Raw genomic sequence first — 15917 nt, 5'->3', positions numbered from 1 at the left:
CTCAGTCAGCCAGTGCCAGAATTGCCGCGACCAACTGCGAGAACGTTAGCCCTGACTGACGCGCCGCCATCGGCACCAGACTGTGGCTGGTCATACCTGGCGAGGTATTCACCTCCAGCAGATAAAAACCGCCATCGCTGTCCTGCATCACGTCAACACGCCCCCAACCGTTGCAATCCAGCCCACGATAGGCGCGCAGTGCAAGCGCAGCCATATCGGCTTCCTGCTGCGCGTTCAGGCCGCTCGGGCAGAAATATTGCGTGTCGTCGGCAATATATTTGGCCTGATAGTCGTAGAACACTCCAGCGGGCTGAATGCGGATGGAAGGCAACACCTGATCACCGAGGATCGCCACGGTATATTCGGGGCCGCTCAACCATTTCTCCACCAACACGTCGTCGTCATGGCGGAAAGCCTCTGCCAACGCGCTTTCAAGAGCGCTGCTCTCGGTGACCTTACTCATCCCGACGCTGGAGCCTTCGCGGCTCGGCTTGACGATCAACGGTAAACCCAACGCTGCCACGGCGGCCAGCAGGCTATCCCGTTCGCTACCAAAATACTGCTGGCGGCACAACGCCACATAAGGGGCAATAGGTAAACCCATAGATTGCCACACCAGCTTGGTGCGCCACTTGTCCATGGTCAGTGCCGATGCCATTACACCGCTGCCGGTATAAGGTAATTGCAAAAACTCCAACAGGCCCTGCAAAGTGCCATCTTCACCGCCGCGCCCGTGCAGCGCGATAAAGACCTTGTTAAACCCTTGTTCTTTCAATTGAGTCACTGGGAAATCGCGGGTATCGATAGGATGAGCATCAATACCGGCTTCTCTCAACCCGGCCAGCACTGCGGCACCGGATTGCAGTGACACTTCTCGTTCTGCGGAGGTTCCACCCAGCAACACGGCAACTTTATCCGCCATGATACCCCTCCTCTTTATTCTGTGGCTGCAACTTCAGCTCAGCCAATTTGCGCGCGATTTTACCGACGTTGCCCGCTCCTTGCACCAGAATCAGATCGTCCCCCTGCAACAATTGCGCCAGCGTTTCCGGCACGATTTCCGCATCGGCAATCAGGATCGGATCCAACTTGCCACGATTGCGGATAGTGCGGCACAGCGAACGGCTGTCGGCGCCTGGGATTGGCGCTTCACCCGCCGGATAAACATCCAGCATCAGCAGCACATCCACCTGCGATAACACATGGGCAAAATCATCGTACAGATCGCGGGTACGCGTGAAACGGTGCGGCTGGAAAATCATCACCAGACGCTTGCTTGGCCAACCTGCACGCGCAGCCTTGATGGTGGCGTCCACCTCGGTCGGATGGTGGCCATAATCGTCTACCAGCATCGCACTGCCCGGTTTACCGTTAACGGCTGACAACGGGAAGTCACCAAGAACATCAAAACGACGGCCCGTTCCCTGAAAACCAGCCAGCGCACGCAGAATGGCTTCATCGGCGATACCTTCTTCCGTTGCTACCGCAACCGCCGCCGCGGCGTTCAGCGCATTATGACGGCCCGGTGCGTTCAGAGTCACCGTCAGCAACGGCTTGTCCTGGCGGCTCAGGGTAAAGTGCCCCTGATGGCCGATCTGGCGATAGCTCTCTACGCGCACATCGGCATCTTCACTGAAGCCGTAAGTGGTAATATGGCGGCCCACGCGCGGCAGCAATTCACGCACCACCGGATCATCAATACACATCACCGCACGGCCATAGAACGGCAAGTTGTGCAGGAAAGTGATAAACGTCTGCTTCAGGTTTTCGAAATCGCCATGGTAGGTATCCATATGGTCGGCTTCGATATTGGTGACAATCGCTACCATCGGTTGCAGATGCAGGAACGATGCATCGCTCTCATCGGCTTCGGCAATCAGGTAACGGCTGGAGCCCAAGCGCGCATGAGTCCCCGCCGCCTTCACCAACCCACCGTTAACAAAAGTCGGATCCAAACCGGCTTCTGCATAAATACTCGATACCATCGCCGTGGTGGTGGTCTTGCCGTGCGTACCGGCGATCGCAATGCCATGACGATAACGCATCAGTTCGGCCAGCATCTCTGCACGCTGGATCACTGGAATACGTGCCTCACGGGCGGCGACGATTTCCGGGTTATCTGCCGAAATCGCGGTGGAAACCACGACTACGCTCGCATCCAACACATTCTCTGGGCGGTGATGAAAATAAATCGTTGCCCCAAGCTCGCTCAACTGTTGGGTTACCGGATTCGGTGCCAAATCGGAACCGCTGATCTGATAACCTTCGTTAGCCAACACTTCGGCGATACCACCCATGCCGGCACCACCGATGCCAACAAAGTGTATGTGCCGGACGCGTCGCATCTCGGGCACGAAAGTGCGTAGTTTCGCCAATTGTTGTGTATTCATCACTCTCTCTATCCGGGTTCAATCTGCGAACCCCACATTGCCTATTCTTCATGTGGCTCGGCGAACCAAGCCCTGCATTATCATCTATCTGGCCACGCGAACGATCTCCGCCGCCACGCGTTCTGTTGCATCCGGGATCGCCACCGCACGGGCTTTCTCAGCCATCGTCAGTAAGGTTGGGCGATCCCAGCCCGCCAACAGTTCCGCCATGGCTTTGGCGGTAAACTGCGGCTGTTCAATAATTTTCGCTGCGCCTGCGGCTTCCAGCGGACGCGCATTCCAATACTGCTGGCGATCTTTATGCTGGAAAGGCACGAAGATAGCGGGCAAACCGGCCGCTGCAATCTCACTGACGGTCAAAGCACCGGAACGGCACACCACCACATCAGCCCAGGCATAGGCAGCCGCCATGTCATCGATAAATTCAGTCACTTTGTGCTGGGTCTGCCCTACCCTCTGGTAGTCATGCTGCACCGTTTCCAGTGCCCCTTTGCCTACCTGATGCCAGAGGGTGATCTTATCGCCCAGCAGCGCTGCGGCTTCAGGAACTGTCTGATTCAGCACGCGTGCGCCCTGACTGCCGCCAATCACCAGCACGCGAACCGGCCCTTCACGCCCAGCCAAGCGTTCCGCTGGCAGCGGTAATGCCAACACATCGGTACGCACCGGGTTACCCACCACCTCCGCATTAGGGAACGCGCCGGGGAAAGCCTGCAACACCGTTTTGGCGATGCGCGATAACCAGCGATTGGTCAAACCCGCAATACCGTTCTGCTCATGCAGCACCACTGGGATACCGCACAACCAGGCAGCCAAGCCACCGGGGCCGGAAACGTAACCCCCCATCCCCAGCACCACGTCGGGCTGATAGCTGCGCATAATCGCCTTGGCCTGACGCACGGCACGCCAAATGCGTAGCGGCGCGGTCAACTGGGCCTTCAGCCCTTTGCCGCGCAAACCGGAAATACGGATGAAATCAATTTCGATCCCGTGCTTTGGCACCAAATCGGCTTCCATACGGTCAGCGGTTCCAAGCCAGCGCACCTGCCAGCCCTGCGCCATCAGATGATGCGCAACCGCCAGCCCCGGGAACACATGCCCGCCGGTACCGCCTGCCATCACCATTAAACGCTTAGCTTTACCGCTCATCCGTTACCTCTTCACAAACGCCTGCGCTTTGGTCAGGCGCGTTTCATAGTCAATACGCAGCAACAGCACAATCGCCGTCGACATAATGATCAAGCTCGAACCACCATAGCTGATCAACGGCAGCGTCAGCCCTTTGGTCGGCAGCATTCCCGCAGCCGCGCCCACGTTAACCAACGCCTGGAAACTGAACCAAACGCCGATCGAACACGCCAGAAAACCGGAAAATCGCTGATCGATCTCCAGTGCACGGCGGCCAATCGACATCGCGCGAAAAGCGACGAAGAATACCATTAACAGGGCTAAAACCACACCGATATAGCCCAATTCCTCACCTAAAATCGCGAAGATAAAGTCGGTATGCGCTTCCGGCAAATACTCCAGTTTCTGTACCGAATTGCCCAGCCCCTGCCCCCAGAACTCACCGCGGCCAAAGGCCATCAGCGACTGAGTTAGCTGGTAGCCGCTGCCGAACGGATCGGCCCACGGGTTCCAGAACGAGGTCACACGGCGCATACGATAGGGCTCGGCAATTACCAGCAGCCCTACCGCAAACGCACCGGAGCCGATAATCGCCAGGAACTGCCACATCTTGGCACCGGCCAGAAACAACATCGCCAAGGTAGTGATAAACAGCACCACCACCGTACCTAAATCCGGCTGTGCCAGCAGCAACACTGCCAACACCACCATCACCCCCATCGGTTTACAGAAGCCCCAGAAGTTACTGCGTACTTCTTCGACCTTACGCACCAAGTAACTCGACAGGTAACAGAACAGCGACAGTTTGGAGAGTTCGGCTGGCTGAATGCGCAGCGGGCCAAGAGAGATCCAGCGCGATGCGCCGTTGACCGAACTGCCGACCACCAACACGATCAGCAACATCACCATTGACACCAGCAGCATGACGTTGCTGTAGCGCTGCCACACTTCCATCGGGATGCGCAGCGTAACCAGCGACAGGCCAAATGCCAGTACCAGATAAAGTGCATCACGTTTGGCAAACAGGAACGGATCTTCTGCCAGACGTTGGCCGATCGGCATTGAGGCCGACGTCACCATCACAAAACCGATCACCGCCAGGCCAAGGGTTAACCACAGCAGAGTGCGGTCATACAGCACCATACTGTTCGAATCGCTTTCACGCGACCCCATCACCCAGTCTTTCAGCTTGTTGGTCAGGCCAAACGTCGGCACCCGTAGTCTCATCCGCCGAGCTCCTGCGCCAGACGGGCAAACTCGTTGCCGCGCACTTCAAAATTACGGAACTGATCCAGGCTGGCGCAGGCGGGTGATAGCAGCACCATATCGCCCGCTTTCACGCGGCCAGCGATCGTTTGCATCGCCTGTTCCATGGTGTCAGTCAAGGTCGCAATCTCTGGGCGCAACTCTGCCAGTTGTGCTCCATCGCGGCCAAAGCAGTACAAACGCACGTTGTCACCTTGCAGATAACGCGCCAGCGATGAGAAATCCGCAGATTTGCCATCACCGCCTAACAGCAGGTGCAGCGTACCCTCAACCTGCAGGCCGTTCAGCGCCGCTTCGGTGCTGCCAACGTTGGTGGCTTTAGAATCGTTAATCCAGCGCACGCCATTGTGTTCCCACACCAGTTGGAAACGGTGCTCCAAGCCGGTAAAGGTGGTCAGCGCCTTCAGGCTGGAAGAGCGCGGCAGTTTGACCGCATCGGCCAACGCCAAGGCTGCCAGCGCATTGGTGTAGTTATGCTGACCCGTGAGCTTCATCTCGCGGGTGTTGAGGACTTTCTCGCCGTTAACCCGCAGCCAGATTTCGCCCTGCTGGCGGTTGAGGTGATAATCCCCCACGTCGGCACCGAAACTGACACAGCGTGCATCAGCACCACGTACCGGCATGGTCAGCGCATCATCTGCGTTCACTACGCACCAGTTGGCATTTTCATAAATGCGCAGTTTGGCGGCACGGTACTGCTGTAAACCAAACGGGTAGCGATCCATATGATCCTCGGTCACGTTGAGGATCGTCGCAGCGGCAGCACGCAGGCTGTTGGTGGTTTCCAGTTGGAAACTCGACAGCTCCAGCACATAAAGCTGGCATTCCTGACGCAGCAGGCTGAGCGCAGGCAGGCCGATATTACCGCCGACTCCCACCGCCCAACCGGCAGCTTTGGCCATTTCACCCACCAGCGTGGTCACCGTGCTTTTACCGTTGGAACCGGTGATCGCTACAATCGGTGCCTGTGCCTCGCGGCAAAACAGCTCCACGTCGCCGACGATTTCCACACCGGCATCAGCAGCGGCGCTCAGAGCAGGTGTCGCCAGGGCCACTCCGGGGCTGGCAACGATCAAATCTGCATCCAGCAACCAATCCTGATTCAGATCGCCCAAATGCCGCTCCACGCTCTCAGGCAACTTATCCAGCCCCGGCGGAGAAATACGGGTATCCATAACGCGCGGCGTCACACCACGCATCATAAAGAAATCAACACAGGACAAACCGGTAAGGCCTAACCCGATGATGACTACTTTTTTACCCTGATAATCCACCATAATTAGCGCACCTTCAGCGTCGCCAGGCCAATCAGCACCAGCATCAGCGAAATAATCCAGAAGCGCACGATCACGCGCGGCTCTGGCCAACCTTTCAATTCATAGTGGTGATGAATCGGTGCCATGCGGAAAATACGTTGCCCGCGCAGCTTGAACGACCCCACCTGTAAGATCACCGACAGCGTTTCAACCACGAATACGCCGCCCATAATCACCAGCAAAAACTCCTGACGCAGCAGCACGGCGATAGTTCCCAGTGCTCCCCCTAACGCCAGTGAACCGACATCACCCATAAACACCTGAGCCGGGTAGGTGTTGAACCACAGGAAGCCTAAACCGGCCCCCACAATGGCGGTACACACAATCACCAGTTCACCGGCATGGCGCAGATACGGGATGTGCAGGTAGCTGGCGAAATTCACGTTACCGGTCGCCCAGGCTACCAGCGCAAAACCAGCGGCGACCAGCACGGTTGGCATGATCGCCAAACCATCTAATCCATCGGTCAGGTTAACGGCGTTACTGGTACCGACAATCACAAAGTAAGCCAGCAGCACGTACAACAGGCCGAGTTGCGGCATGACGTCTTTAAAAAACGGCACCACCAGCTCGGTGGCTGGCGTGTCTTTTCCAATGGCATACATGGTAAAAGCGGCAATCAGCGCAATCACCGATTGCCAGAAGTACTTCCAGCGGGCAATCAACCCTCGGGTATCTTTGCGCACCACTTTGCGATAATCATCGACAAACCCGACGATACCGTAGCCCACCAGCACGAACAGCACGCACCAGACATAAGGGTTAGAGGGATAGGCCCACATCAGTACCGAAATAGTGATGGAGGTCAGGATCATGATGCCGCCCATGGTTGGCGTGCCGCGTTTACTGAAGTGCGATTCTGGCCCATCGTTACGCACCACTTGGCCAAAGGACATTTCCTGCAAGCGTTTGATCACCCGCGGCCCCATCCACAAAGAAATAAACAGCGCGGTCAGCAGGCTGACAATGGCCCTGAACGTCAGATAGGAAAAGACGTTGAAGCCTGAGTAATATTTGACCAAATGTTCGGCCAGCCAAACTAACATGGTGCTTTCTCCTGTAACGCGCGTACTACCTGCTCCATTGCGGCACTACGTGAACCTTTGATTAACACGGTAATTACCGCATGTGCTGACAGTAATTCCGCCACGCGTGCGGTCACTGCTGTTTTATCCTGATAATGCTCGCCGTTACCGGCTGCCGAACTCAGCACCTGGCTCAGTTGGCCTACGCTGATCACTTTATCCACCCCTGCCAGACGGGCAGCTTCTCCCACCTGACGGTGACACTCTTCGGCTTCTGCACCCAGTTCGGCCATATCGCCAACCACCATCACCCGGTAACCCGGCATCTCTGCCAGCACCTGTGCAGCCGCAATCATTGAACCGACGTTGGCGTTATAGCTGTCATCCAGCAAGAGTTTGCCTTCCGCCAAAGCGACCGGGAATAAACGCCCGGGCACCGCTTGCAGTTGTTGCAATCCTGCACGCACCGCTTCCAAGGTTGCGCCGACTGACATTGCCAATGCCGCTGCCGCCAGGGCATTGGCCACGTTATGGCGGCCCGGCAGTGGCAGCTCGATGGCCACCGTTCCAGACGGACTATGCAGAGTAAACTGCGTACCCTTGCCATTCACCTGTACGTCACTGGCAAAAAAGTTGACGGAATCCGCCGCCTGTGGCGAGAAACGCCACACTCTCTTGCCCTGTAATTGGGCCTGCCAATGCGGCCAGTCATTATTGTCGGCGTTGATGATCGCCACGCCGTCTGCTGGCAGACCAGAAAATATCTCGCCTTTGGCCTGAGCAACCCCAGCCAAAGAACCGAACCCTTCCAAATGTGCTGCCGCCAGGTTGTTCACCAACGCGCTCTGCGGTTGGGCTAAAGCGGTGGTATAAGCAATCTCACCAATATGGTTCGCGCCCAGCTCAATCACGGCAAAATCATGCTGCGGCTGTAAACGCAACAACGTCAGCGGCACGCCGATGTCGTTATTGAAATTCCCGGCGGTATACAGCACCTCGCCGCATTCACGCAAAATGGCAGCGGTCATTTCTTTCACCGAGGTCTTGCCCGATGAGCCCGTCAATGCCACCACTTTGGCCGGAACTTGCTGACGCACCCAAGCGGCAAGCTGGCCCAATGCAATACGGGTGTCTTTCACTACCAGTTGCGGCACATCCCCCAATAAGCGCTTACTTACCAGCAACGCGCCTGCACCTGCGGCTACAGCATCAACAGCAAAGTCATGAGCGTCGAAACGCTCACCTTTCAGCGCCACAAACAGGCAACCTGTCGTGACCTGACGGGTATCGGTCGTCACTTCGGTGATTTGGCAATCAGCACCGATCAGTTCGGCACTCAATACCTTCGCCAGTGTCTTCAGGGATACCGGGATCATGCCATCACCCCCAGCAGACGTGCGACGGTGGTGCGATCGGAGTAGTCCAAGCGACGGTTACCCACCACTTGGTAATCCTCATGACCTTTGCCCGCCACCAATACCACATCCTGTTCTTTCGCCTGCATGATGGCGCTGGTGACGGCTTCTGCACGCCCGTGGATCACCTGCACATGCCCGGCATCCAGCAACCCGGCCAGAATATCTTTAATGATTGCCTGCGGTTCTTCGGTGCGCGGATTATCGTCGGTGACCACCACGCGGTCAGCGAACTGCTCGGCAATCCCGCCCATAAGTGGGCGCTTACCTTTGTCGCGATCGCCACCACAGCCAAACACGCACCACAGTTGCCCCTGGCAATGCAAACGCGCGGCTTCCAAGGCTTTTTCCAAGGCATCCGGGGTATGGGCATAATCCACCACTACCGTCGGTTTGCCCGGCGCATTAAACACTTCCATGCGGCCACAGACCGGCTGCAATTGATTGGCAGTTTTCACTAGGTCATCAAACGGATAACCGAGCGACAGCAAGGTTGCCAGCGCCAACAGCAGGTTGCTGACGTTAAACGCCCCCATCAGGCGGCTTTCAATCTCGCCATTGCCCCAGCTTGAGCTGAAATGGATGGTGGCACCGTTATCGTGATAATTCACCGCGGTGGCTTTCAACCAGCGGCCACGGCAGCCAGGCTGCAAGTTATCGTGCATGGTAACGGCCACTGCATCCGGCAGTTTTGCCAGCCAGCGCTGCCCGACTTCATCGTCGGCATTAATGATCGTCTGCCCAACCTCATGATCCGCAAACAGCGACCATTTAGCCGCTTCGTAGCTAGCCATGTCGCCATGATAATCAAGATGATCGCGGCTCAGGTTGGTGAAAACGGCCGCTGCGAACGGTAAAGCGGCTACGCGGTGTTGCACCAGGCCATGAGAAGAGACTTCCATTGCGGCAAAGGTAGCGCCCTGTTCGGCCAGATCGTTCAGGATATGTTGGACATCCACCGCAGAACCGGTGGTATTTTCCGTTGGGCAAACCTGCCCCAGCAACCCATTACCGACCGTTCCCATTACTGCGGCGGTTTCACCCAGCAGTTGACTCCATTGCGCCAACAGTTGCGTGGTGGTGGTTTTGCCGTTGGTGCCGGTCACACCGATCAAACGCAGGCGATCTGCGGGCTGCCGGTAAAAACGCCCGGCCAGTGCGGAAAGGCGCTGATTAAGTTGGCTCAGGTAAATCACTGGCACACCGTGCATTTCACAGATCTTGCCGTCTTCAGCCTGGCTTTCAGCCTCGGCGATAACGGCGGCAACCCCTTGCGCGATGGCTTGCGGAATATAGCGGCGGCCATCCGTTTGATGGCCGACAACGGCGACAAACAGATCACCGGCAGCCGCAATACGGCTGTCTAATATCATTTCCCTAAGCTGGCGCTCGGGCGCCGTTGGCACCCAAGGAGCGAGTAAATCGCGTAAATTACGATCTGCCACCTGTACCCTCTTTACTGTTGATCACTAATTCGCTTTTGTCGTTGGTGGGCAAAGCATCCGGCTCAATGTTCATGATCCGCAACACGCCCCCCATGATTGCACCAAACACTGGCGCAGAAATCGCACCGCCGTAATACTTGCCACCCTGTGGGTCGTTGATCACTACCACCAAGGCAAAACGGGGTTGACTGGCGGGCGCCACGCCCGCGGTATAAGCGATATATCGGTTGACGTATTTACCGTCCGGGCCGACTTTTTTAGCGGTACCGGTTTTAATGGCGATACGGTAACCCTTGATGGCGGCTTTCACGCCGCCGCCGCCCGGCAAGGCCACGCTTTCCATCATATGCACCACGGTACGCACCGTAGCTTCAGGGAAGACGCGCTCACCGGCAACCGGTGGGTCAACTTTAGTGATCGACAATGGGCGATACACGCCCAAACTGCCGATCGTGGCATAGACTCGCGCTAACTGTAACGGCGTTACCATCAGCCCGTAGCCGAAAGAGAAGGTGGCCCTCTCTATGTCAGACCACCGTTGTTTTTTTGGGTATAAGCCACTGCTTTCTCCGACCAGCCCCAAGTTGGTCGCCTTTCCCAGTCCAAAGTGTGAGTAAGTATCTACTAACGCTGAGGACGGCATCGCTAACGCCAGTTTAGAAACACCGACGTTACTCGACTTCTGCAAAATCCCGGTCATGGACAGTTCCGAATAACGCGCCACGTCTTTAATTTCATGGCCGTTAATGCGGTAAGGAATGGTATTGAGCACGCTGTTTTCTTTCACCACGCCGCGCTGCAACGCCGTCATTACCACCATCGGTTTCACTGTAGAACCCGGTTCAAAAATATCGGTAATTGCACGGTTACGCATGGTGTCTTTCGGCGTACCGGCCATATTATTCGGGTTGTACGATGGGCTGTTGGCCATTGCCAACACTTCGCCGGTATTCACATCCACCAACACGGCGGTGCCTGACTCCGCCTTGTTAAAGGCTACGGCATTATTCAATTCGCGATACACCAGCGCCTGCAAGCGTTCGTCAATGCTCAGCATCAGGTTGTGCGCCGCCAGGCTATCCACTGAGGAGACATCTTCAATCACCCGGCCATAACGATCTTTACGTACGGTTCGCTCACCCGGTTGCCCGGTCAGCCAACGGTCAAAGCTCTTTTCAACCCCTTCGATCCCTTCGCCATCGATGTTGGTGACGCCGATTATGTGCGAAGTCACCTGCCCGGAAGGGTAGTAACGACGTGATTCCTGGCGCAGGTAGATTCCCGGCAGCTTCAGCTTGTGGATATAGTCGCCAATTGCCGGGTTAACCTGACGTGCCAGATAAACAAAGCGCCCTTTCGGGTTGGCGTTAATGCGGTTAGATAGCTGATCCAGTGGGATCTGCAACGCATCGGAAAGCGCCTTCCAGCGAGAATCCAGCGTAATTCCGCCGCGCTCAATCAGCTCTTTCGGATCGGCCCATACGGCGTTCACCGGCACGCTGACGGCCAATGGGCGGCCAGAGCGATCGCTAATCATGCCGCGCGCGGTAGGCACTTCCTGCACGCGCAGCGAACGCATATCGCCCTCTTTCACCAGCCGATCCGGGTTGATCACCTGTAGGTAAGCCACACGCACCAACAGCCCGGTCAACGCCAGCAAAATACAGCCGCACAGCAACGCAAAACGCCAGCTAACAAAGCTGGCTTGATCTTCCTGGCGTTTCAACTTACCGGGGCGTGCTGCTTTCATTGATTCTCTTTCTGCTCCGTGTCGTGAATTCGGTTAAGCCCTTTATGGTTTAACGATGATATTTTCCTGCGATGGATCAACGTGCTGCATCTGCAGTTTCTCGGTAGCAATACGTTCTACACGGCTGTGATCGCCAAGGGCGTTCTCTTCCAGAATCAGGTTGCGCCACTCGATATCCAACGCATCCCGCTCCAGAACCAGCTGTTCACGCTCGGCGGTCAGCAAACGGGTGCGGTGCGCCGTGGTGACCACAAAAACGGCGGAAACCAGTACGGCAGCCAGTAAAATCAGCGGGATCTTGGCGTTACGCAGCAGGTCACCGCTAATTACCCCGACCAATCCGTGGCGTTCATTGCCAATCACGCGGGCATCCTCTCGGCAATACGCAGTACCGAACTGCGCGCACGCGGGTTCTCTGCCACTTCCGCATCAGACGGCATCATTTTGCCTAATGCTTTCAGCGTGCGGCCGCCCATCTCGCGCAGTTGCGCTTCGGTCAACGGAAGACCGGCCGGAACCTGAGCCCCACGGCTGTGGTGGCGCATAAAGCGTTTGACGATGCGATCTTCCAACGAATGGAAGCTGATGATCGACAAGCGGCCCTGCGGAGCCAACACTTCCAGCGCGCCATCCAGCGCACGCTCGATCTCTTCCAGTTCGCTGTTGATATAAATACGGATCGCCTGGAAACTGCGCGTCGCCGGATGCTTGTGCTTTTCACGGAACGGGCTGGCGTTAGCGATCAGATCCGCCAGTTCTTTGGTGCGCGTCATCGGTTCAGTACGGTTTCTTTCCACGATGGCGCGGGCAATGCGCTTGGCAAAACGCTCTTCGCCGAAGGTTTTCAGCACCCAGGCAATGTCATCAGCTTCGGCTTTCATCAGCCATTCGGCGGCAGACTGGCCGCTTGAGGGATCCATGCGCATATCCAGCGGGCCGTCACGCATGAAGGAAAATCCACGCTCAGCGTCATCCAACTGCGGGGAAGAAACCCCCAGATCGAGCAACACGCCGTCAATTTTGCCGACCAGATCGCGTTCCTGCACATAGTGCGACAAATCAGAAAACTGGCCGTGTACGATAGTAAAACGAGAGTCTTCAATAGATTGGGCAGCGGCAATGGCCTGCGGATCGCGGTCAATCGCCAACAAACGCCCTTCCGGCCCCAGTTGGGACAGAATCAGACGAGAATGGCCACCGCGACCAAAAGTTCCGTCAATGTATGTACCGTTACTGCGAATATTGAGGCCATTCACGGCCTCATCCAACAGTACGGTGGTGTGTTTATAGTTTTCCAACATGCTTATAGTGACAAGTCCTGTAGCCGCTCAGACAAGGGTTCCTGAGTGGATTGTTCTGCGTCAATATCGTCCTTGACTTGTTGATACCAGGTCTGTTCATCCCACAGTTCAAACTTGTTGAACTGCCCGACCAGCATCACTTCTTTCGTCAGCCCGGCGTGTTGGCGCAGCGTACTGGCCAACAGCAACCGCCCGGCACCATCCATCTGACACTCGCTGGCATGCCCTAAAAGTAAGCGCTGAACGCGGCGCTCGGCGGGATTCATGCTCGAAAGACGGGACAATTTCTGTTCGATAATTTCCCATTGGGGTAATGGGTAAAGCAGCAGGCAGGGCTGATGGAGGTCAATGGTACAAACCATTTGGCCTTGCGACTCCTCATTCAGTAAATCCCGGTAACGGGTAGGTACGGCAAGCCGCCCTTTACTGTCGAGGTTAACCATCGTTGCTCCACGGAACATACCTGAGCTACCCCCTCATGACCTTTTTCACCACTTTCCCCCACAAATTACCACACATTAGAGTTTACGGAGGGTATGAAAACCTTGTCAAGCCAGAGCGGCAGCGCTTTGGCAATATTTCAGTGTTCATTCTGGGGGCTGACTCACGAAAGGAACTCTATTTATTAAACGAATAAAAATTAACACCATGATAAACGGGAAGAATTTTCTAAACGGCAATAAGGTGATTAAAAAACTCACAAATTGGCGATTAATTAACTCATTACTTCCTTCTGCAATCCAGGTCTCACTTTCAAACCGGATAATCACCGGATGCCACCCTGCCGCAAGCCGCGTCAGCCAAGGCCTGGCTGCAGGTTGCTGGCCTACAGTTATGTGTTATAAGCCATTGACTTAATAACACTCGATAAATATTTCGCCGTAAACCGGGCGCTATTTTACGTCAATTATCCCATCAATGAAGAACACACAGAAAAAATATATCGAGCGGATATTACAAGGCTTACCCATTCCAATTTCAGTTAATTGAGTGGGATTATTCCCAAAACACTCACTTACAATTCAGGTTGCACTTTTTTACATTTCTATTTGTTGCTGTGTAAATCGCCTTTTAGCACCCAAACCAAGAAAAAAATCGCAACATACTGTTTCTAATAACTTTGTTGATATCTCCCGTTTTTAATCCCTCCAAACTGTATTTTGGCACATCCCGTCAGGACAAAAACCACTCAATTGTTAAAAATAAAAATATTGAGCTAGTTAAAATATCTATCGCAGTTTAGTAAACTGGTTTTGTTTTAAATTAAAGATTATTACACCATATTAACATTTAAAGTAAAAGTATTAACCTAATACACAGGAGCTCACCCCATGTTTTCACCTGCTTCACGCTTACGCAGCGCCGCCGCCGATACTTTTGCCTTGGTGGTGTACTGCTTTCTGGCGGGCATGGCGATTGAAATCCTGATTTCTGGTATGAGCTTCAACCAGTCGCTCTCTTCCCGTTTATTGTCGATTCCCGTCAACATTCTTATTGCCTGGCCGTATGGCCGTTATCGCGATTTTTTTATCGCTACGGCTCGCCATTTCCCACGTGGGCAGTTTTTATTGCGCAATCTGGCCGATCTTCTGGCCTATGTCAGTTTTCAGTCACCGGTTTACGCGGCAATTCTGTGGAGCGTGGGGGCTGATGGGCAACAAATTATGGCAGCGGTAGCCAGTAATGCGGTGGTATCGATGGCAATGGGGGTGGTGTACGGCTATTTTCTGGAGTATTGCCGCCGGCTGTTCCGGGTCGTGGGATATGTATAAAAATAGGGGCCCAACTTGCTGGCCCCCTGTGGACTTATTTTCGGCTCAAGCTGCCACGGCGGAACAGGTTACGGCGGATGCGCGTCATGCCCGGTTTCGGTTTACGTGGTTCGTCAAGGCTGGCCAGAACCAGTTCCAACACCCGCTCAGCCACATCACGGTGGCGCTGTGCCACGGCAAGCACCGGGCATTCCAAGAAATCCAGCAGCTCATTATCACCAAAGGTGGCAATAGCCAGATCCGTCGGTAAACGCCCAAATTTTTTCAGCGTCACATCCATCACCCCCTGCAACAGGGAGAAAGAGGTGGTAAACAGCGCCTGCGGCATTGGATGGGTTTTCAGCCATTCGGCAAACAGTGCCCCAGCGGCCTCGCGTTCGTAGCTGTTGGCATACAGATAGTCCACATGACGTTCATCATCCTGCCAAGCCTGACGGAACCCTTGCTCACGCAGAAAACTCACCGAAAGCTCCGGCAGTGCGCCAATATACAGCACCGACTTGGCCGGGAAGCTGCGCAACTCCTGCGCCAGCGCGAGGGAGTCTTCCTGATCGGCCCCGACCACGCTAATGAAATGTTCACGATCCAGCGCGCGGTCTAACGCAATGATCGGGAAGGGATCGTTGGCCCAGCGCTGATAGAAAGGATGCTCCGGCGGCAACGCGGTAGACACAATGATCGCATCCACCTGGCGTTGCAGCAGATGCTCAACACAGCGCATTTCGTTGTCCGGCTGATCTTCCGAACAGGCGATCAACAGTTGATAGCCCCGCTGGCGCGCCTGGCGTTCCAGATAGTTAGCAATGCGGGTATAGCTGGTATTTTCAAGATCCGGTATCACCAGGCCGATTGAGCGGGTGCGGCCAGCGCGTAGCCCTGCCGCGACAGCATTCGGGTGATAGTTGTGCTCCCTGACCACGGCCATCACTTTTTCGACGGTTTTATCGCTGACACGATACTGCTTCGCCTTGCCGTTGATGACATAACTGGCCGTAGTGCGCGAAACGCCTGCGAGACGCGCGATTTCATCCAGTTTCACGTTAACCCCTTAATGACGCTGAAAATAAAGTAGAAATAAAGAGTGCGGTTTTAGTCTTTCACTCTCAGAT

Annotated in this window: 14 protein-coding genes; 1 reads left to right on the top strand and 13 read right to left on the bottom strand. The window is 55.3% G+C overall.

What is annotated here, in order from left to right; genetic code table 11:
- Position 1 precedes the first annotated feature (1 nt).
- The 12 genes from ACX1CU_RS03775 to mraZ form a co-directional block, all read right to left on the bottom strand.
- Positions 2-922, bottom strand: coding sequence for a D-alanine--D-alanine ligase (locus tag ACX1CU_RS03775; RefSeq protein ID WP_459401301.1), 921 nt, complete (start codon positions 920-922; stop codon positions 2-4).
- Entirely contained in the window at positions 912-2390 is a 1479-nt protein-coding gene (gene murC, locus ACX1CU_RS03770) for a UDP-N-acetylmuramate--L-alanine ligase (RefSeq protein ID WP_459401300.1), read from the bottom strand. Before murC ends, ACX1CU_RS03775 begins: the two co-directional genes overlap by 11 nt.
- Before the next feature lie 84 nt (positions 2391-2474).
- On the bottom strand, positions 2475-3539 hold the full coding sequence (murG, locus tag ACX1CU_RS03765; protein ID WP_459401299.1) for an undecaprenyldiphospho-muramoylpentapeptide beta-N-acetylglucosaminyltransferase: 1065 nt from the start codon (positions 3537-3539) through the stop codon (positions 2475-2477).
- 3 nt (positions 3540-3542) lie between these two features.
- Positions 3543-4745 (bottom strand): cell division protein FtsW, encoded by a 1203-nt coding sequence (gene ftsW, locus ACX1CU_RS03760; RefSeq protein WP_459401298.1) that lies wholly within the window; start codon positions 4743-4745, stop codon positions 3543-3545.
- The gene (murD, locus tag ACX1CU_RS03755; RefSeq protein WP_459401297.1) at positions 4742-6061 is read right to left on the bottom strand and encodes a UDP-N-acetylmuramoyl-L-alanine--D-glutamate ligase; all 1320 of its coding nucleotides are present in this window, start codon (positions 6059-6061) and stop codon (positions 4742-4744) included. The genes ftsW and murD overlap by 4 nt, the downstream gene beginning before the upstream one ends.
- 2 nt (positions 6062-6063) lie before the next feature.
- Complete coding sequence (gene mraY / locus ACX1CU_RS03750) at positions 6064-7146, bottom strand: phospho-N-acetylmuramoyl-pentapeptide-transferase (protein WP_459401296.1); 1083 nt, start codon at positions 7144-7146, stop codon at positions 6064-6066.
- A complete protein-coding gene (murF, locus tag ACX1CU_RS03745) occupies positions 7140-8501 on the bottom strand; it encodes a UDP-N-acetylmuramoyl-tripeptide--D-alanyl-D-alanine ligase (protein ID WP_459401295.1) in 1362 nt (453 codons plus the stop codon). Before murF ends, mraY begins: the two co-directional genes overlap by 7 nt.
- Positions 8498-9985 carry a UDP-N-acetylmuramoyl-L-alanyl-D-glutamate--2,6-diaminopimelate ligase gene (gene murE, locus ACX1CU_RS03740; protein WP_459401294.1) on the bottom strand — a complete coding sequence of 496 codons (1488 nt, stop codon included), beginning with the start codon at positions 9983-9985 and terminating at the stop codon, positions 8498-8500. The genes murF and murE overlap by 4 nt, the downstream gene beginning before the upstream one ends.
- Positions 9972-11735 carry a peptidoglycan glycosyltransferase FtsI gene (locus ACX1CU_RS03735; protein ID WP_459401293.1) on the bottom strand — a complete coding sequence of 588 codons (1764 nt, stop codon included), beginning with the start codon at positions 11733-11735 and terminating at the stop codon, positions 9972-9974. The genes murE and ACX1CU_RS03735 overlap by 14 nt, the downstream gene beginning before the upstream one ends.
- Before the next feature lie 42 nt (positions 11736-11777).
- On the bottom strand, positions 11778-12098 hold the full coding sequence (gene ftsL, locus ACX1CU_RS03730) for a cell division protein FtsL (protein ID WP_459401292.1): 321 nt from the start codon (positions 12096-12098) through the stop codon (positions 11778-11780).
- On the bottom strand, positions 12095-13036 hold the full coding sequence (gene rsmH / locus ACX1CU_RS03725) for a 16S rRNA (cytosine(1402)-N(4))-methyltransferase RsmH (RefSeq protein WP_459401291.1): 942 nt from the start codon (positions 13034-13036) through the stop codon (positions 12095-12097). The genes ftsL and rsmH overlap by 4 nt, the downstream gene beginning before the upstream one ends.
- 2 nt (positions 13037-13038) lie before the next feature.
- Positions 13039-13497: a division/cell wall cluster transcriptional repressor MraZ gene (gene mraZ, locus ACX1CU_RS03720; RefSeq protein WP_459401290.1), complete on the bottom strand. Its 459-nt coding sequence runs from the start codon at positions 13495-13497 to the stop codon at positions 13039-13041.
- An 870-nt stretch (positions 13498-14367) separates the two neighbouring features.
- Between mraZ and ACX1CU_RS03715 the strand changes: the two genes are divergently transcribed.
- On the top strand, positions 14368-14808 hold the full coding sequence (locus tag ACX1CU_RS03715) for an L-alanine exporter AlaE (protein WP_459401289.1): 441 nt from the start codon (positions 14368-14370) through the stop codon (positions 14806-14808).
- 34 nt (positions 14809-14842) lie between these two features.
- On the opposite strand, the gene cra is transcribed toward ACX1CU_RS03715, so the two are convergent.
- Positions 14843-15847, bottom strand: a complete 1005-nt coding sequence (gene cra, locus ACX1CU_RS03710) for a catabolite repressor/activator (RefSeq protein WP_459401288.1) — start codon at positions 15845-15847, stop codon at positions 14843-14845.
- Positions 15848-15917 lie beyond the last annotated feature (70 nt).

This window comes from Serratia sp. D1N4 (assembly GCF_054552755.1).
Note: the sequence above shows the minus strand (reverse complement) of the source record. Positions and strands in the feature narration are given on the sequence as shown.